Annotated in this window: 11 protein-coding genes and 1 pseudogene; 8 read left to right on the forward strand and 4 right to left on the reverse strand. The window is 76.4% G+C overall.

Going from position 1 to position 17,260, the window contains the following annotated elements; all coding sequences use genetic code 11:
- The first annotated feature begins 114 nt into the window (after positions 1–114).
- Positions 115–1,197: an AI-2E family transporter gene (locus ACFQ6N_RS12095; protein WP_380648700.1), complete on the forward strand. Its 1,083-nt coding sequence runs from the start codon at positions 115–117 to the stop codon at positions 1,195–1,197.
- Between the two features lie 72 nt (positions 1,198–1,269).
- Positions 1,270–2,154, forward strand: coding sequence for a virginiamycin B lyase (locus ACFQ6N_RS12100; RefSeq protein ID WP_380648702.1), 885 nt, complete (start codon positions 1,270–1,272; stop codon positions 2,152–2,154).
- On the opposite strand, the gene ACFQ6N_RS12105 is transcribed toward ACFQ6N_RS12100, so the two are convergent.
- The 3 genes from ACFQ6N_RS12105 to ACFQ6N_RS12115 are packed head-to-tail and all read right to left on the reverse strand — an operon-like array spanning position 2,145 to position 6,638.
- Entirely contained in the window at positions 2,145–2,699 is a 555-nt protein-coding gene (locus tag ACFQ6N_RS12105; protein WP_380648703.1) for a GAF domain-containing protein, read from the reverse strand. The genes ACFQ6N_RS12100 and ACFQ6N_RS12105 overlap by 10 nt on opposite strands.
- Entirely contained in the window at positions 2,683–3,525 is an 843-nt protein-coding gene (locus ACFQ6N_RS12110) for a S8 family serine peptidase (protein WP_380648705.1), read from the reverse strand. Before ACFQ6N_RS12110 ends, ACFQ6N_RS12105 begins: the two co-directional genes overlap by 17 nt.
- Positions 3,522–6,638 (reverse strand): adenylate/guanylate cyclase domain-containing protein, encoded by a 3,117-nt coding sequence (locus tag ACFQ6N_RS12115; protein ID WP_380648706.1) that lies wholly within the window; start codon positions 6,636–6,638, stop codon positions 3,522–3,524. The genes ACFQ6N_RS12110 and ACFQ6N_RS12115 overlap by 4 nt, the downstream gene beginning before the upstream one ends.
- A gap of 361 nt (positions 6,639–6,999) precedes the next feature.
- On the opposite strand from ACFQ6N_RS12115, the gene ACFQ6N_RS12120 reads away from it, so the two are divergent.
- The 3 genes and pseudogenes from ACFQ6N_RS12120 to lanKC all read left to right on the forward strand — a co-directional run bounded on the left by ACFQ6N_RS12120 (position 7,000) and on the right by lanKC (position 11,250).
- Positions 7,000–7,173: a hypothetical protein gene (locus ACFQ6N_RS12120; RefSeq protein WP_380648707.1), complete on the forward strand. Its 174-nt coding sequence runs from the start codon at positions 7,000–7,002 to the stop codon at positions 7,171–7,173.
- Between the two features lie 195 nt (positions 7,174–7,368).
- Positions 7,369–8,635, forward strand: a pseudogene (locus ACFQ6N_RS12125) (MFS transporter); the annotation flags it as partial.
- Positions 8,635–11,250: a class III lanthionine synthetase LanKC gene (lanKC, locus tag ACFQ6N_RS12130; RefSeq protein ID WP_380648708.1), complete on the forward strand. Its 2,616-nt coding sequence runs from the start codon at positions 8,635–8,637 to the stop codon at positions 11,248–11,250. The pseudogene ACFQ6N_RS12125 and the gene lanKC, both read left to right, overlap by 1 nt.
- 121 nt (positions 11,251–11,371) lie before the next feature.
- On the opposite strand, the gene ACFQ6N_RS12135 is transcribed toward lanKC, so the two are convergent.
- Positions 11,372–13,225, reverse strand: coding sequence for a BTAD domain-containing putative transcriptional regulator (locus ACFQ6N_RS12135; RefSeq protein ID WP_380648709.1), 1,854 nt, complete (start codon positions 13,223–13,225; stop codon positions 11,372–11,374).
- 688 nt (positions 13,226–13,913) lie between these two features.
- Here ACFQ6N_RS12135 and ctaD point away from each other — a divergent pair.
- From ctaD to ACFQ6N_RS12150, 3 genes are all read left to right on the forward strand, one after another.
- Positions 13,914–15,644 carry a cytochrome c oxidase subunit I gene (gene ctaD / locus ACFQ6N_RS12140; protein WP_380648710.1) on the forward strand — a complete coding sequence of 577 codons (1,731 nt, stop codon included), beginning with the start codon at positions 13,914–13,916 and terminating at the stop codon, positions 15,642–15,644.
- Between the two features lie 116 nt (positions 15,645–15,760).
- On the forward strand, positions 15,761–16,294 hold the full coding sequence (locus ACFQ6N_RS12145; RefSeq protein WP_380648711.1) for a hypothetical protein: 534 nt from the start codon (positions 15,761–15,763) through the stop codon (positions 16,292–16,294).
- Between the two features lie 117 nt (positions 16,295–16,411).
- Entirely contained in the window at positions 16,412–17,125 is a 714-nt protein-coding gene (locus tag ACFQ6N_RS12150; RefSeq protein ID WP_380648712.1) for a response regulator, read from the forward strand.
- Positions 17,126–17,260 lie beyond the last annotated feature (135 nt).

The raw sequence follows: 17,260 nt of genomic DNA on the forward strand, positions 1-17,260 counted from the left end.
CCGGGCCCGCCCGCTGAGCCGTTCGGGTGTTTGGCGGTGACTCGACGGGCGCGTCGTCGGACGCTCTGCTGAGCTGGGGCGGTTCGGACCCGACGACCCCCGGCGGAGGTGACCGTGTCGGTGGAGCGCCCGCCCGGCGGACAGGCCGACCAGCGCAGGCCGTACGAGATGCTGCCGCCCGCGCTGCGGCAGACGGCGGCCTGGTCGGCGGCGGTGATCCTGCTGATCGCCGTGGCCTCGCTGGCGGTCTTCGCCCTGGTCGAGCTGCGGGCGGCGACGGTGCCGATCGTCCTCGCGCTGCTCGGGGCCTCGCTGCTGTACCCGGTGGTGCCGTGGCTGGTGCGGCGGGGGGTGAGCCGGAGCCTGGCGGCGGGGCTGACCTGCGCGGTGCTGGTGGTCGCGGTCGCCGGGGTGATCGCGCTGCTGGTCAACTCCCTGGTGCACAGCGCCCCGCAGATCGCCACCTCGCTGCAGGAGGCCGGGCAGCGGCTGGCCGACTGGCTGGGGCCGGTCGGGGTGAAGATCCGGCACGCCCTGGACAACGCCAAGGGTGAGACGAACTCGCTGGTCTCGATGCTGACGAGCGGCGTGCTGTCCGGGCTCGGCCTGCTCACCCAGCTGATCACCGGAGGGGTGCTGGCCCTCGCCCTGGTCTTCTTCTTCCTCCGGGACGGCCACCGCACCGGCGACGCCATCCGCTCCTACCTGCCCGGGCGCAGCGCCGAGACCGTCATCGCCTGCCTGGAGCGGGCCTTCGACGGGATGGCCGGCTTCATGCGCGGCACCACCCTGATCGCCCTGATCGACGCGGGCTTCATCACCATCGGCCTGATCGCGCTGGGCGTGCCCGGGGCGCCCGGCCTCGGCGCGCTGGTCTTCATGGGCGCCTACATCCCCTTCGTCGGTGCCTTCCTGTCCGGCACCGTCGCCGTCCTGGTCGCCTTGGCGGACGGCGGCCTCGGTACGGCCCTGTGGGCCCTCGGGGTGGTGCTCACCGTGCAGATGATCGAGGGGAACATCCTGCAGCCGGTGATCCAGAGCCGCACGGTCGAGCTGCACCCGGCCACCATCATGGTCGCCGTGGTGGCCGGTTCGGGTATCGCCGGGATCATCGGGGCCCTGCTCGCCGTCCCGGTCTGCGCGGCGGGCATGGGCGTCGTCTCGGTGCTGCGCGGTGTGCCGGGGCGCGGTGCGTAAAGCGCTTGTCGGGGTCCGGGCGGGCATGGCAGCATCACTAATGCGAAATTAGTCGCAATAGCGCCGGGGAGGGTGTGCGTGGAACTGTTCGACGTGGCCGACGGGGAAGCGGGCCCGTACGGGGTCGCCCTGGCGGCCGACGGGAGCGTCTGGTTCACCCTGGTGCACGCCGGGGAGGTCGGACGGCTGGCCGCCGACGGGACGGTCCGGCGCTTCGGGCTCGGGGCGCCGCGGTGCGGCCCCGCGGTGATCACGGCCGGGCCGGACGGGGCGATGTGGTTCAGCCGGATGCGGGACCACCGGATCGGGCGGATCGACGCCGACGGGACGGCGCGCTCGTACCCGCTGCCGACCGCGGACGCCGGGCCGTACGGGATCGCCGCCGGGCCGGACGGGGCGCTCTGGTTCACCGAGCTCAACGCGGACCGGGTCGGGCGGATCACCGTGGACGGGGAGGTGACGGAGTACCCGCTGCCGGTCGCCGGGGCCTTCCCCTCGCTGATCACGGCCGGGCCGGACGGCGCCCTGTGGTGCACGCTCAACCAGGCGGACGCCGTCGCCCGGGTCACCGTCGACGGGGAGGCGACCGTCCACCGGCTGCCGACCGGCGGCACCGCGCCGGTCGGGATCACCGCCGGGGCCGACGGCGCGCTCTGGTACGTCGGCATCGGCGGCGGACTGGTCGGGCGGATCACCCCGGACGGCGCGGTGACCGAGTACCCGCTCGCCGACCGGGCGGCCCGGCCGCACGCGATCGCGGCCGGGCCGGACGGCCGGCTCTGGTTCACCGAGTGGGGCGCCGGCCGGATCGGCGTGCTCACCCCGGACGGACGGCTCGACGGGTACCCCGTCCCCGGCGGGGGCGCCGAGCCGCACGGCATCGCGGTCGCCCCGGACGGCACGGTGTACGCGGCGCTGGAGCGCGGCCAGATCGCCCGGCTGGGCGCTCAGGGCTGACGGCGCAGCAGCTCCTCCAGGTCGGCCAGCAGGCCGAGGGCGGCGGCCCGGTCGGGCACCGGCTCCGGCGCGGGGGAGCGCTCGGCGATCCGGAGGGCGGCGGCGGCCTGTCGGGCGAACATCGCCAGCAGGTCCAGCTCGGGCAGGCTGGCCCGGGCCTGCGGGGCCGGGTCGAGGACCTCCAGGACGCCGAGCACCCGGCTGCCGTGGGTGAGCGGCGCGGCCATCAGGGCGTCCGGGACGTACGCGGTGGACTCGGCGAAGTCCCGGTCGAAGGTGCGGTTCGCACCCAGGTCGTCGACCACCATCGGCTCGCCCGAGGCGGCGACCCAGCCCGCGATGCCCTGCCCGGCCGGGAAGCGGCGGCCGACCAGGGACTCCTCGCCGCGCCCGGAGACGGCCTGGAAGACCAGCTCCCCGGCGGCCTCGTCGAGCAGGCAGACCGAGCCGGCCTGGGCGCCGAAGATCGCCCGGGCGACGTCCACCACGGACTGCAGCAGCTCGCGGGCCAGCGGGTCGACGGCGGGGTCAGTGCTGAGGGTCATCGGGCGCCTCCGGGGTGGGGGTGGTCGGGACCTGGACGTTGGCCGCGGTGAGGTAGAGCGCGCTCTTCAGCTGGAAGATGGTCAGCAACGGCCGCCGGGACAGGATGCGGGCGCAGAGCCCGGCCACGTACGGGGTGGCGAAGCTGTTGCCGGTGGTGCGGATGGTGGTGCCGCCGAGCCAGGGCACCCGGACGTTCTGGCCGGGGGCGAAGAACTCGACCGGCGGCGTCGGGTTGTACAGGTGCAGCTCCTGGTCGTCCTCCTGGTGGCTGCCCACCGAGATGACCGAGGAGAACCGCCAGGGGTAGCTCTCCACCGGGGTGTTGTGGGCGGAGGCGACGATCGCGGTGCGGCCGAAGAAGGCGTCGTCGGCGATCGAGTGCAGCTCCTCCAGGAAGCGGGTCCGGGTGGTGGAGAGGCTGAGGTTGATCACGTCGAAGCCCTGCCGCACGGCCCAGCGCAGCCCGGCGATCAGCATGTCGCCGGTGCCGGTGAAGCGTTCGCCCAGCACCCGGACGCTGTAGAGCTCGCAGTCCGGGGCGGTGCGGCGGATGATGCCGGCGCAGGCGGTGCCGTGGCCGCAGGTGTCGCCGGCGCTGTCCGGGCGGACGGTCAGCTCCCGGGTCGCCGGGTCCCTGACCACCGCCCAGGAGCCCTGCAGCGGGCCGACCAGCGGGTGGTCGGGCTCGATGCCGGAGTCGACCACGCAGACCCGTACGCCCTTGCCGGTGCCCCCGGAGTCGGGCCCGACGGCGTCGGCGAGCACCGGGAGGTCGGCGGGGCCGCGGTCGCGCAGGCTCCAGGTGAGGTCGGCCGCACCGCTCATCGGGTGCCCCCGAGCCGCTCGGCCCGCCGCACGCCGGGCAGGTGGCCCTTGGCGGCGAAGCGGTCCCGGGCGGTCGCGGCGGCCTCGGCCGCCTCGGCGGGGCGGTCGAGCAGCAGCAGGGCGTGCGCGCGGTCGAGCGCGGTCAGCGCCTGGAGCAGCAGCGACTCGGTGGCCTCGGCGGCGCGCAGGGCGGCCGCGGTCAGGTCCAGCGCCGGCGCGCGCTCGCCCCGGGCGGCGGCGAGCCGGCCGCGCAGCGCGTCCAGCTCGACCGCGAGCACCGGCGGCAGCGCGGCGGCGGCGTCCGCGCCGTCCAGGTGCCGGGCGGCCTGGGCCGGGCGGTCGGTGTCCAGCAGGACCCGGGCGGTGGTGAGGGCCAGCCGGGGCAGCGGGGCGGCGCTGCCCTGGTGCCGGGCGATCTCGGCGGCGTCGGCCAGCAGGTCCAGGGCCTGGCCGGACTGGCCGGTGGCGGCCGCGGCCTGGGCGGTCAGCGCCGGCAGCGCGACCATCGCCTCGGCCAGCGACAGCTCCCCGGCCAGTCCGTTGGCCTCGGCGAGCAGCAGCTCGGCCTCCTCGGGGCGGTCGCGCAGGGCCAGCAGGACGGCCAGCGGGCCGTTCAGCGCGACCCGGACGGTCCGGCGGCCGGCGCCGTGCTCGGCGAGCAGGGCCCGCAGCCGGAAGGTGGCGTTGGGGACGGGCTCGGGGCCGGCCAGCAGCGAGGCGGCCAGGGCGGCCAGCACGGCCGCCCGGTCCAGTTCGGCGTCGGTGCGCGAGACATGGCCGAGCGCCTGGTCCAGCAGCCGCTCCGTCTCGGTGTGCCGGCCGGCCAGCAGGTGCTCCTCGGCCAGCCGCAGCAGGGCGCGGGCCCGGCCGAGCTCGTCCCCGCTGTCCGTGAACAGCGGCAGGACGGCGCGGGCGGTGGCGGCGGGCTGGTCCTGGCCGGGCGGCAGGCCGCGGGCGGCGAGGGCGAGCCGGGCGTGCGCGGCGTCCAGCGGGTCGGCGGCCCCGTCGCGGACCTGGGCGAGCACGGGCAGGGCCTCGTCGGCGCGGCCGAGCGCCAGCCGGGCCTCGCCGAGGCGGCGCAGCACGGGGCCGGCGGCGCGCTCGTTGGGGTAGTGCAGCCGGACGGCGCGCTCCAGCAGGTCGGTGGCGGCGGGCAGGTCGGCGCGGGCCAGGGTGCGGGCCCCGGCGGCGCCGAGGGCGGCGGCCGCGCGGGTGCGCAGGGTGTCGGTGCGGGCGTCCAGCAGGCCCAGTTCGAGCCGGTAGCGGTGGGCGCGCTCCAGGTGGCCGCCGACGGCGGCGGGCCCGGCGGAGCGGACGGCCGGCAGGTCGGCGGCGCGCTCGTGGCGCTCGGCGCGGGCCCGCTTGGACATCGACTGGTAGACCGACTCCTGGACGAGGCCACTGCTGAACCGGTAGCCGAGGCCGGCCGGTTCGACCAGGCGGCGCTCGGCCAGCCGGGCCAGCGCGGCGTGCAGCCGGGGCGGGGTGGTGTCGCCGGCGGCGGGCGGGCCGACCGGCAGGCCGTCGATCGGGCCGGTGAAGACGTCGTCCTCGGGATCGGCGAAGGCGTCCTGGTCGGCGCCGCCGTGGGCGAGTTCGGCCAGTTCGGCGGCGGTGAAGGCACGGCCGAGGACGGCGGCGAGGTCCAGCGTGGCGCGCTCGTCGCGCTCCAGCCCGTCGATCTGGGCGCTGAGCAGCGCCCGTCCGGTGGGCGGGAGTTCGTCGGCCAGGGCGGGGCCCTCGGCCTCGGTGAGCGCGGCCAGCAGCTCCTCCAGGTGCAGCGGGTTGCCCTCGGCGCGCTCCAGCAGTCGGGTGGGCACCGTGTCCTGGTGGGCGCTCAGCTCGGTCAACTGGGCGGCCAGCAGCGCGGACTCGTCCCAGGACAGGCCGCCGACCGGCAGCACCGGCAGTGCCGGGCGCAGGGCCGGCAGCTCGGGGCGGGCCAGGCAGAGCAGCAGCACCGGGGCGGTGCCGAGCGCGGTGGTCAGCCACTCGGCGGCGTCCAGCAGGGCCGGGCCGGCCCACTGGCAGTCGTCCAGGACGAGCACGGCGGGGCGCTCCACGGTGCGTCCGCGCAGGATCGCGGCCAGCAGCTCCAGCGACTGCCCGGTGCCCAGGCCCGGCGCGGTCGCCTCGTCCAGCCGGGCCAGCGCCTCGGCCGGGGCCGCGCCCTCCGGGTCGTCCAGCAGGGTGCGGACGGCCTCGGCGAGCGGCGCCAGCGCGCCCTGCTCGCCGAAACTGCGGCAGCGGGCGGTGCCGCAGCGCGCCGAGCGCCGGCCCACCCGCTCGCGCCACTCGCGGACCAGGCGGGTCTTGCCGATCCCGGCCTCGCCGGCCACCAGCAGCAGTTCGGCGCCCGAGCCGCCCGCCACCCGGGCCAACGCGGCGTCCAGCCCGGCCAGTTCGCGCTCGCGGCCGACCAGCGGGACGTCGAAGCGGCGCAGCAGCTCCGGGTCGTCCTCGTCCAGGCCGACCAGGCGGTAGGCGGTCACCGGCTCGGCCTTGCCCTTGAGCCGCAGCGGGCCGACCTCGTCCACCTGGGCGGCCGGGCCGGCCGCGCGCAGGGTCTGCGGGCCGATCAGCACCTGGCCGGGGGCGGCCTGGGTCTGCAGCCGGGCGGCGATGTTCACGGTCTCGCCGGAGATCAGCGCCTGGCGCGCGGAGGCGTCCGAACCCGCCACCACCTGGCCGGTGTTGACGCCGATCCGGACGTCCAGACGGACCCCGAGGGTGGCGTCCAGCTCGGTGTTGAGGTCCTCCAGGTCCTCCAGCATGGCGAGCGCGGCGGCCAGCGCCCGGTGGGCGTCGTCCTCGCGGATCACCGGGACGCCGAAGACGGCCATCACGGCATCGCCGATGAACTTCTCCAGGGTGCCGCCGTGCGCCTCGATCCGGTGGTGCATCCGCTCGAAGTAGCGCAGGATCACCTCGCGCAGGGTCTCCGGGTCGAGCGCGCCGGACAGGGCGGTGGAGTCGACCAGGTCGCAGAAGACCACCGTGACCAGCTTGCGCTCCTCGCCGGCCAGGTCGAGGGCGGCGCCCCGGGGGGTGCCGCAGGAGGGGCAGAACTGGTCGTTCGTGGCGACGAGTTGGGCGCAGAGTGGGCAGGGCATGAGGGCCGTCCTTCGGTCGTCCTCCGCTGTGCGGGGCGTACGGGGGCGCGCGGGGCGCGGGCGTTCCGGGCCGGGGGTCCGGGGCCGGGCGGGGCTTCGGGCCAGGGTCCCGGGCGGGGCTTCGGGGCCGGTTCGGGAACGCCCTGCGATCGGTATGGCCGCAGGCCGGACGGGGTGCGGCGGCGGGGTGCGGCGGCCGGCGCGGGGCGGCGGGCGCCGTCGCAACCGTCCCGACCTGCGGCCATACCGGGCGCCAACCGGGGCCGAAGCCGTGCGCAGCCGGGGCCCGGCAGCATTCTCGGCAGGACGGGCAGCCGCCCGCTCCCACCGTAACGGACCACGTGTGGAAGGGAGTTCGACCATGGCTGAGAACATCGAGCAGAACATCGGCGAGAACGGCGAGGAGACCCCGGAGGTCGAGGCGCACGCCGCCAACGTGCTGGACCTGCAGTCGATGAAGGTCCTCTCCGAGGCCTCGGACGGCAACTGCTTCAGCCTGATCAGCTACGTCGCCGGCGCCGAGACCTCCGCCTGACCGGTACCGGTCGCCCGGCCGTGCACGGGGGTGGGCGCACCACCGCCCCCGGCCGCCGGCCGAGGAGCACGGCTTCCGGGGCGGTCCCGCCGACACGGCGGGGCCGCCCCGGCCCGATGCCACCGCCCGGCCCCGGTGTTCCACCCACCCGGAGCCCACCCCACCCCGGAGCCCATCCCACCACGGAGGACGGCCATGGAGCCCACCCCGCTCGCCCGCAACCGGGACTTCCGGCTGCTCTGGGTCGGCGGCCTACTGGCCTCGCTCGGCTCCCAACTCGCGTCGATCGCCCTGCCGTTGCTGGTCCTGCGGGAGACCGGCTCGGCCGCCCGCGCGGGCGCCATCGGCACCGTGTCGGTCGGCGCGCTGCTGCTCACCATGCTGCCCGGCGGCGTGCTCGCCGACCGGATCGAGCGGCGCCGGCTGATGCGGGTCTGCGACGTCGGCAGCCTGCTCGCGGTCACCGCCCTGGTCGTCGCCGTGCTGCGCGGACACACCCCGCTGCCCCTGGTCCTGCTGGTCGCCGCCGCCGGGGCGCTGATCTCCAGCGTCTACGGGCCCGCCACCGGCGCCCTGCTGCGCGCGGTGGTACCGCGCGAACAGGCCCGCGAGGCCTCCTCCCGGATGCAGGCGCGCGGCGCGGCGGCCCGGCTGATCGGACCGCTCGCCGGCGGCGCGCTGTTCGCCTGGCACCCGGTGCTGCCGTTCCTCGCCGAGGGCGTCGGACTGCTGCTGTCCACGATCTGCGTGGCGCTGATGCGGACCCGCTCGGTGCCCGCCGAGAAGAGCGGATCGGTGTTCAGCCGCAAGGAGTTGACCGCCGGACTGGCCTTCATCTGGCGGCAGCCCTACCTGCGGACCCTGCTGCTGATCTTCGGCCTGGGGATGAACTTCGCGTTCAGCGCGATGATGTTCGCCACCCTGGCCGTCGCCTCCGACGGCGGACACTCCGGGGTCGGCGGCGGCACGGTCGTCTCCTGCACCGCCGCCGGGGCGCTGGCCGGCGCGCTGCTCGCCCCGAGGCTCGGCGCCCGGGCCCGGGACGGCAGCCTGGTCGCGATCGCCTGCTGGGCCTCCGCGCTGACCGCCGGGGTGCTGGTGCTGACCCGGATCCCGCTGCTGATCGGCCTGCTCTGCGCGGTCTGCATGTGCCTGTCCACCGTCGCCAGCATCGGCTTCGTCTCCGGCATGCTGCTCGCCGCGCCGCCGGACCGGATCGGCCGGGTGCAGAGCGCCGCCGGGTTCCTCTCCACCCTGATCCAGCCGTTCGGCCCGCTGGTGGGCGGCACCCTGCTCGGCTCCCTCGGCGGCAGCCGCACCTTCGCCCTGCTGGCGCTCGCCATCGCGCTCTGCGCGGCCGTGGTGACCTGGGCGCCGCCGGTCCGGCGCGGACCGGCGCCGGTCCCCGCCGCCGTCTGACCCACCCCCAGGCATTCCTCGCCCCGGAAGAGGAGGCGCGCCATGGCCGGCGCCCAGGAGACCCAGCTGTACTGCCTCGCCGACCCGCTGTACTACGACACCCCCGGACGGCTGCGCGACCGGGCGAGCCGCTACGCCCTCGGGCTCGGCGAGCCCCCCGAGGGCTGGCGGCGGGAGCAGCGGGGCCTGTGGACGGTGCTGCGGCCCGAGGGCGTCCGGCTGCCGGAGCAGGGCTGGAAACTGCACGTGTCGGCCGTCGAGGACGGCGCCGAGGAGACGCTGGCCGTCGTCGCGCGGATCTGCGCCGCGCACCGCACGGCGTTCAAGTTCCAGCGCAGCGCGGCGGCGCTGCGGGTGGTGGACGGCAAGTTCACCGGGCGCGGGAGCAGCGGCAAGTTCATCACCGTCTACCCGGCCGGCGAGGAGGAGTTCGCGCTCCTGGCCGAGGAGTTGGCGCAGGCCCTGGACGGCCGCCCCGGGCCGTACGTGCTGACCGACCTGCGGATCGGCACGGCCCCGGTGTACGCCCGCTACGGGGCGTTCGTCGAACTGTGGTGCCAGGACGGGACGGGCCGCCCGGTCCCCGCGCTGCGCGACCCGGCCGGGACGCTGGTGCCCGACTCGCGCGAGCCGGTGTTCCGGCTGCCCGGGTGGGTCGAGCCGCCCGAGGTGCTGCGCCCGCACCTGGCCGCGCGGGAGGCGGCCGCCGGGGACCTGCCGTACCGGATCCTCGACGTGCTCCAGTTCTCCAACGCGGGCGGGATCTACCTGGCCGAGCGCCCGGGCACCGGCGAGCGGGTGGTGCTGCGCGAGGCCCGCCCGTACGCCGGGCTGGACGCCGCCGGGGCGGACGCGACGGCCCGGCTGCGCCGCGAGCAGTGGGCGCTGGAGCGGCTGGCCGGGCTGGACTGCGTGCCCCGGCTGCACGAGGTGCGGACGGTGTGGGAGCACACCTTCCTGGTACAGGAGCACATCGAGGGCGTCCAGCTGTTCGACGAGGCCGTCCGCCGCTACCCGCTGGTGCACCAGGACTGCACGGCCGAACAGCGCGCCGAGTACGCGCGGTGGGTCGCCGGGGTGGTCGCCGGGCTGGCGGAGGCGCTCGGCGCGCTGCACGGGCGGGGCGTGCGGTTCGGGGACCTGCACCCGGCGAACGTGGTGCTCCGGCCGGACGGCTCGGTGGTGCTGGTCGACTTCGAGTACGCGGCGCCGCTGGACGACCGGCGGGTGCCGACGGCCGGTGCGGCCGGGCTGCGGATCCCGCCCGGCCTGGACGGGGCCGAGGCGGACCGGTTCATGCTGTGGACGACCTGGCTGATGCTGCTGATGCCGGTCCTGGAACTGGCCGACCGCGACCCGGGCAAGCTGCCCGCGCTGGAGCGGCGGGCACGGGAGTGGTTCGGGCTCGGACCGGAGGAGGGGCCCGTGCGGCCGGGGACGAGGACCCTGCCGACGGAGTCGGCGAGCGAGCGGCGCGGCCGGGAGCTGCTGGGCGGGCCCGGCTGGGCCCCGGCGCGGCGCGAACTGGTCGCGGGCATCCACGCGGGCGCCACCCCGGACCGGCCGGACCGGCTCTTCCCCGGGGACGTGGCCGGGTTCGCCGACGGCGGGACGGGCGTCGCGCACGGCGCGGCCGGGGTGCTGTACGCGCTGGACCGGGCGGGCGCCGGGCGGCCGGAGGAGTACACGGACTGGCTGGTCGCGGCGATGCGCCGGCGCGGGGCCCGGCCGGGCACGGGCGGGCTGTACGACGGTCCGCTCGGCGTGGCCGTGGTCCTGGCCCGGCTGGGGCGGCCGGAGGCGGCGGAGGAACTGCTGGCCCGGGCGCGGGCGGCCCGCCCGGCGCGCGAGGTCGGACTGTTCGGCGGCCGGGCCGGCGCCGCCCTGGCCCGGCTGCGGCTCGCGGAAACGGTGGGCGGCCCCCGGGAGCCGGCGGACGCGCCGGCCGACGCGTTGGCCGACGCGTTGGCCGACGCCCGCGAACTGGCGGCGGTGGTCCGGGGCGAGACGGTGGACGGGCTGGACGCGCCCTCGGCGGCCGGGCTGCTGTACGGGCTGGCGGGCATCGCGCTGCTCCAGCTGCGGCTGTACCGCCGGACCGGAGAGCCCTGGCTGCTGGACTCGGCGCGGGTCGCGCTGGAACGGGCGATGGCGAAGTGCGTCCGGGTGCCCGACGGCTCGCTGCAGGTGCTGGAGGCCGGACGGCGGCTGGCGTACCTGGACCGGGGGAGCAGCGGCATCGCGCTGGTGCTGCGGGAGTACCTGGAGATCGCCGAACTGCCGGGCGGGGACGCGTTCCTGGCGGACGTCCGGAAGGTCTGCGCGCCCGGGTTCGTCCGGGAGCCGGGGCTGTTCCGCGGGCGGGTCGGGCTGACGCTGGCGCTGGACGGGCTGGACGGGCTGGACGGGCTGGACGGGCTGGACGGGCTGGACGGGCTGGACGGGCCGGCCGGTCCGGCTGGGCCGGGGGCCGTGGCCGGGCAGGTCGAGCGCTTGCAGTGGCACCTGGTGGCACGGCCGGAGGGCCTGCTGGTGCCGGGGATGCGGCTGCGGCGCTTCTCGGCCGACCTGCACACGGGCGCGGCCGGGGTGCTGCTGGGGCTGTGGGGGCTGGAGGAGGAACGCGGGAACCTGCTGGACCTGCTGACCCTCGGCTGACCCACCTCCCGGCCCCAGCCCCAGCCCCAGCCCCAGCCCCAGCCCCAGCCCCAGCCCCGGCCCTGGCCCCGGCCCCACCCCCACCGCAGCGGCCCGGCCCCGGGCACGGCACGGCAGGGCGTCAGGAGGCGGTGCCGAAGGGCCCGTCGTCGACGGCCCCGGCGGCGCGCTCCCGGGCGTGCAGGTGGGTGAGCCGGGGCAGCGCGTACAGCGCGGCGTGCGCGGTGACCTCGCCGCTGGGCGAGGTGACCGCCCCGGTGTCGGTCAGCGACTCCAGGGTGCGCAGCGCGAGCCGCTCGGGGCGGCCGAGGGCGGTGGCGGCCTCGGGGAGGGTGAAGAGCAGGGACAGCGGCAGCGCGGCCAGCCGGGCCAGGGCGAGTCGGCCCTGGTCGGTGAGGTCGCCCCAGCCGGAGTCGAGGCGGGCGCGGACCGTGACGTCCCCGGCGACCAGTTCGTCCAGGGCGCCCGCCGGGTCCTCCAGCCGGGCCGCGTACTCGGCCAGCGGGAGGTGGCGCAGCACGGCCAGCCGGGTGCCCGCGACCCGGACGGCGAGCGGCAGCAGCCCGCAGGCGTCCACGATCCGGGCGGCGGCGGCGCGGTCGGTGCCGATCCGGCCGGTGCCGACGATGCGGCCGAGCAGGTCCAGGGCCTCCCCGGGGGCGAGCGGGGGCACGGTGACGCGGTGCACCGAGGCCAGGCCGGCCAGCTGGCTGCGGGAGGTGACCAGGACGGCGCTCGGGCCGTGGCCCGGCAGCAGCTCGCGGACGGCGGCCTCGTCCGGCGCGTCGTCCAGGACCAGCAGCATCCGGCGCCCGGCGAGGGAGGCCCGCCAGAGGGCGGCGGCCCGGCCGGGGTCGGCCGGGGCGGGCGCCGGGGCCGCGTCCGGTCTGCCGGTGAGGGAGGCGAGTTCGGCCAGCACCTCGGGCAGCGGGCGCGGCGCGCCGTCGCCGGTGCGCAGCCGGACCAGGACCCGGCCGTCCGGGAAGCGGTCGGCGAGCAGGTGCCCGGCGTGCACGGCGAGCGCGGTCTTGCCGCTGCCCGCCGGGCCGGAGAGCACCGCGACGCGGCCGGCTCCCTCCCCCAACGCGTCGATGAGTTCCCGTAGTTCGGTGGTCCGCCCGGTGAAGTCGGCGGTGTCGGCGGGCAGCAGGACGCCGTGCGCGGCGCCGGCCCGCTCCGGCCGGGCGGTGCTCGGCCCGGTGCGGCCGCGGGCGAGCAGTTCGCGGTAGCGGGCGGTCAGGGCCGGGCTCGGTTCCAGGCCCAACTCGCGGGCGAGCAGCTGCCGGTGGGTGTCGTAGACGGCGAGCGCCTCGGCCTGCCGGCCGGACTGGTGGAGGGCGTTCATCCGGGCGGCCTGGAGCCGCTCGCGCAGCGGGTGGCGCTCGGCGGGCTCGGCCAGTTCCTCGGCCACGGCCGTGGCGTTGCCGAGCTCCAGCTCCGTCTCCGCCCAGTCCTCGTGGACCCCCAGGCAGCGGGCCTCCAGGCGCCGGGCCTCGGCGTCGACGGCGGGGGAGGAGCGCAGGTCGGCGAGCGGCGGGCCCTGCCACAGGTCCAGGGCCTGGCGCAGCAGCCGGGCGGCGGGGGCCAGCGCTCCGCCGTCGGCGGCGGCCCGGCCGGCCCGGGCGAGGGCGCGGAACTGCAGCAGGTCGAGCTCGGATTCGGCGGCCCGCAGCAGGTAGCCGCCGGCCGAGTGGGCCAGCCGGTCGGGCCCGTCGCCGCGGCCGAGCAGGGTGCGCAGGGTGCAGATGTAGACCTGGAGGTTCTTGCGGGCGGTGCGCGGCGGTTCCTCGGGCCAGACCGCGTCGGTGAGCAGGTCGACCGGGACGGCCGTGTTGGCGCGGCTCAGCAGGACGGCCAGCACCAGTCGCTGCTTCAGCGGTCCGAGGGCCAGCGGGCGGCCGTCGGCCCCGCCGGTCAGCGGGCCGAGGACGGAGAGGCGCAGCCGGGTGGGGGCGGCGGTGGGGGCCAGGGGCATCGGCGTACCTCCGGGGCGAGGGCGGGGCGGGACCTTCGGCGGTGCGGGACCTTCGGCGCGGCGGTGGCGACTCGTCGTCGGTTCGTCGTCGGTTCGTCGGTGGGCGCAGGCTACTTGACGGCGGATCGGCACTGAAGGGCACGGAATCGTCCGGGTTCGCTCACGCCACCGCCACATTCCGGGCCCCGGGTGGTGGGATCGCCGGGGTGTCTCGTACGGGTGTGCGGACGGCGTCGTGGCAGGTCGGACGGGGTGGGCGGCGGCGACGGGACGCCGTCCGGAGGTGGTGCGCGCGGGCCCGCCGCCCGGGCGCCCGGAGGCAGGAGGAGGGGCGGGTTCCGGCGGTTCTCGACCGGGCCTCCGCGCCCGGGTGAGCGGCGCCCGAGCGGTCGGGACGGGCGGTGCGGCGGCGGCGTCGGCCGGGACGGGAGGCCCCGGTCGGGCGGTCGGGAGGTCCCGGTCGGGGCCCGGGAACTCGGGCCCAGCGGCCCCGGCCGGGCGGGCCCAAGGGCCCTGGGGCGGGAGGCGGCCCTGTTCGGATCATGGATCGCCATCCATTCGCACGACGTTCCTAAGGAGCGGGTCCTTGAGCGCCACCCAGGCACAGGGCGACCCCACACGACCGCCGACGGCCCTGCCGGCCACGGCGGTTCGGGCCAGGAGGCCCGGTTCGGCCCTGGTCAGGCTGATGACCACCACCGATCACAAGACGATCGGCACCATGTACCTGGTGTCGTCGTTCGCGTTCTTCCTGATCGGTGGCATCCTCGCCCTGGTCATGCGCGCCGAACTCGCCCGTCCGGGGACGCAGATCCTCTCCAACGAGCAGTTCAACCAGGCGTTCACCATGCACGGCTCGGTGATGCTGCTGCTGTTCGCGATGCCGCTGTTCACCGGCTTCGCCAACTGGATCATGCCGCTGCAGATCGGCGCGCCCGACGTCGCGTTCCCGCGCCTGAACATGCTGTCCTTCTGGCTGTTCATGTTCGGCTCGCTGATCGCCGCCGCCGGCTTCGCCACCCCGCAGGGGGCCGCGGACTTCGGCTGGTTCCTCTACGCGCCGCTGTCCGACGCGATCCACTCGCCCGGCGTCGGCGCCGACATGTGGATCATGGGCGTGACGCTCTCCGGCTTCGGCAGCATCTTCGGCGCCGTCAACTTCATCACCACCATCATCTGCATGCGCGCCCCCGGACTGACCATGTTCCGGATGTCCATCTTCTGCTGGAACGTGCTGCTCACCTCCGTGCTGGTGTTGCTGGTCTTCCCGGTGCTGGCCGCCGCGCTGCTGGCGCTGGAGTGCGACCGCAAGTTCGGCTCGCACGTCTTCGACCCGGCCAACGGCGGGGCGATGCTGTGGCAGCACCTGTTCTGGTTCTTCGGGCATCCCGAGGTGTACATCCTGGCGCTGCCGTTCTTCGGCATCGTCTCCGAGGTCATCCCGGTGTTCAGCCGCAAGCCGATGTTCGGCTACGCGGGCCTGATCGCCGCGACGGTGGCCATCGCGGGCCTGTCGGTGACGGTGTGGGCGCACCACATGTACGCCACCGGGCAGGTGCTGCTGCCGTTCTTCTCCTTCATGACCTTCCTGATCGCCGTGCCGACCGGCGTGAAGTTCTTCAACTGGGTCGGCACCATGTGGAAGGGCTCACTGAGCTTCGAGACGCCGATGCTGTGGACCGTCGGCTTCCTGGTCACCTTCCTCTTCGGCGGCCTCACCGGCGTGCTGCTCGCGGCCCCGCCGATCGACTTCCACGTCACCGACTCGTACTTCGTCGTCGCCCACTTCCACTACACGCTGTTCGGCACCGTGGTGTACGCGATGTTCGCCGGATTCCACTTCTGGTGGCCGAAGATGACCGGCAAGAAGCTCGACGAGCGGCTCGGCCGGATCACCTTCTGGACGCTCACCATCGGCTTCCACTCGACCTTCCTGGTGCAGCACTGGCTCGGCGCCGAGGGCATGCCCCGCCGCTACGCCGACTACCTGGCCTCGGACGGCTTCACCACCCTGAACACCGTCTCCACCATCGGCTCGTTCCTGCTCGGCCTGTCGATCCTGCCGTTCCTCTACAACGTCTGGAAGACCGCCAAGTACGGCGAGAAGGTCACCGTGGACGACCCGTGGGGCTGGGGCCGCTCGCTGGAGTGGGCCACCTCCTGCCCGCCGCCCCGGCACAACTTCGTCAAGCTGCCCCGGATCCGCTCCGAATCCCCGGCCTTCGACCTCCACCACCCGGACATCGCCGCCCTCGACGTGCTGCAGAACAGCGGCAAGCCGGCCACGCACCTGGGCGACGTCGTGCCGGCGAAGTACGACCGGCCGCTGAGCCGGGCGGACCGGGCACGGCTGGCGTCGGCCTCCTCGGCCTCCTCGGCTCCCTCGGGCCCCGCCGACCCGCCCCCCTCGGGCGGCTGAGGCCGCCCCCCGAACGCCGTCCCCGCCCGTGCCGCTGCCCCCGGGCGGGCGGGGACGGCCCCTCCGTTCAGCCCTGCTCCGCCCCCTCACCCCTTCGTGACCAGGAAGGCCGGGTCGTGAACCACACCGTTCTCGCCATCGGCACCGCTGCCCTCACCGCGAGCGGCTGTGTCTGGTACCTGCCCGCCATCGCCGACCTCCAGGCCGGCGCCGACCGCCCCCGCTCCACCCGCACCGCCGCGGCGGCCTGCGTGCTGTGGTGGGCGGCGCTCGCCCTGGCGGGCGGACTGCTCCTCGTCGTACCGGACTGGCGGCCCGCCGCGCAGATCGCGCTCGCCGGACTGGTCGGCGGCGCGGCCCTGCGCGTCCGGGCGCTGCTGGACCGGCGGCGGGAGGTGCGGGACACGGCGGCGCGGTGGGCCGCGCTGGACGCCGGACCCCTGCCGCGCACCGGCCGCCCGCTCGCCGTCGCGCTGGCGGGCTGGCTGGTGGTCGGCTCGGCCGTCGCCTCGCTCGGAGCGGTGGCGATCCTGCTCTCCGGCGGGGGCGGAGTCGGCCCGCGCGCGGTGCTGGCGGGCGTGAGCGGGGCCGCCGTCGCGCTCGGGTTCCTGCTGGTGGGACTGGGGAACGTGCGGCGGCAGGGGCGTTAGACACCCCCCGGCCCGGCGCAATGGGGCCGTTCGGCCCTGGGACCGGGACGCGAGGTGGGCGATGATGCCCTGGGCCCCGCTGGGAGTGTGCGGGGGTGACGAAGGTGGAGCCGCGTGATGGCGACCAAGACGGAGGGTGCCGACGCCACGGCGCCGGTCCGGGTGTTCCTGCTGGACGACCACGAGGTGGTGCGCCGTGGGGTGCACGACCTGCTGGACGGCGAGCCGGACCTGGAGGTGGTCGGCGAGGCCGCGACCGCCGAGCAGGCGCTGGTCCGGGTACCGGCGCTGCGCCCGGACGTCGCGGTGCTCGACGTCCGGCTGGGCGACGGTGACGGCGTCTCGGTCTGCCGCGAGCTGCGCTCCCGGATGCCCGGCCTGGCCTGCCTGATGCTGACCTCCTTCGACGACGAGGAAGCACTGCTGGACGCCGTGATGGCGGGCGCCGCCGGGTACGTGCTGAAGCAGATCAGCGGGACGGACCTCGTCGCCGCCGTCCGCACCGTGGCCTCCGGCCGCTCGATGCTCGACCCCGGCGCGGCGACCCGCCTGCTCAACCGGCTGCGCAGCGACGCCGAACCCGCCCAGCCGGTCACCACCGGCCCCGGGCTGACCACGCGCGAGCAGGAGGTGCTGGCCCTGATCGGCGAGGGCCTGACCAACCGGCAGATCGGCGAACGGCTCTACCTCGCCGAGAAGACGGTGAAGAACCACGTCTCCCGGCTGCTCGCCAAGCTCGGCGTGGAGCGGCGGGTGCAGGCGGCCCTGATCGCCACCGAACTGCGCCAGAGCGCCGCCCAGCCGTCCCCGCTGCGCGGCGGGTGGGGCTGAGGCCCGCCGACTGAGGATCGAGCCCGGTGGTGGGCCCGGCCGACCGGCCCGGGCCCGACGGCCCGTAGGCCGGGCGCACCCGGGGCCCCCGGCGGGACCATCGGCCCTCGTGACCGGGCCGCGCCCCGGGTGAGC

The sequence above is a fragment of the Kitasatospora sp. NPDC056446 genome, assembly GCF_042796115.1.
Classification (GTDB): Bacteria; Actinomycetota; Actinomycetes; order Streptomycetales; family Streptomycetaceae; genus Kitasatospora.

Excerpts from the sequence above, each read along its gene's own strand:
- ACFQ6N_RS12105 (WP_380648703.1), bottom strand. The coding sequence starts at position 2,699 with ATGACCCTCAGCACTGACCCCGCCGTCGACCCGCTGGCCCGCGAGCTG.
- ACFQ6N_RS12110 (WP_380648705.1), bottom strand. The coding sequence starts at position 3,525 with ATGAGCGGTGCGGCCGACCTCACCTGGAGCCTGCGCGACCGCGGCCCC.
- ACFQ6N_RS12115 (WP_380648706.1), bottom strand. The coding sequence starts at position 6,638 with ATGCCCTGCCCACTCTGCGCCCAACTCGTCGCCACGAACGACCAGTTC.
- ACFQ6N_RS12120 (WP_380648707.1), top strand. The coding sequence starts at position 7,000 with ATGGCTGAGAACATCGAGCAGAACATCGGCGAGAACGGCGAGGAGACC.
- lanKC (WP_380648708.1), top strand. The coding sequence starts at position 8,635 with ATGGCCGGCGCCCAGGAGACCCAGCTGTACTGCCTCGCCGACCCGCTG.
- ACFQ6N_RS12135 (WP_380648709.1), bottom strand. The coding sequence starts at position 13,225 with ATGCCCCTGGCCCCCACCGCCGCCCCCACCCGGCTGCGCCTCTCCGTC.
- ctaD (WP_380648710.1), top strand. The coding sequence starts at position 13,914 with ATGACCACCACCGATCACAAGACGATCGGCACCATGTACCTGGTGTCG.
- ACFQ6N_RS12150 (WP_380648712.1), top strand. The coding sequence starts at position 16,412 with ATGGCGACCAAGACGGAGGGTGCCGACGCCACGGCGCCGGTCCGGGTG.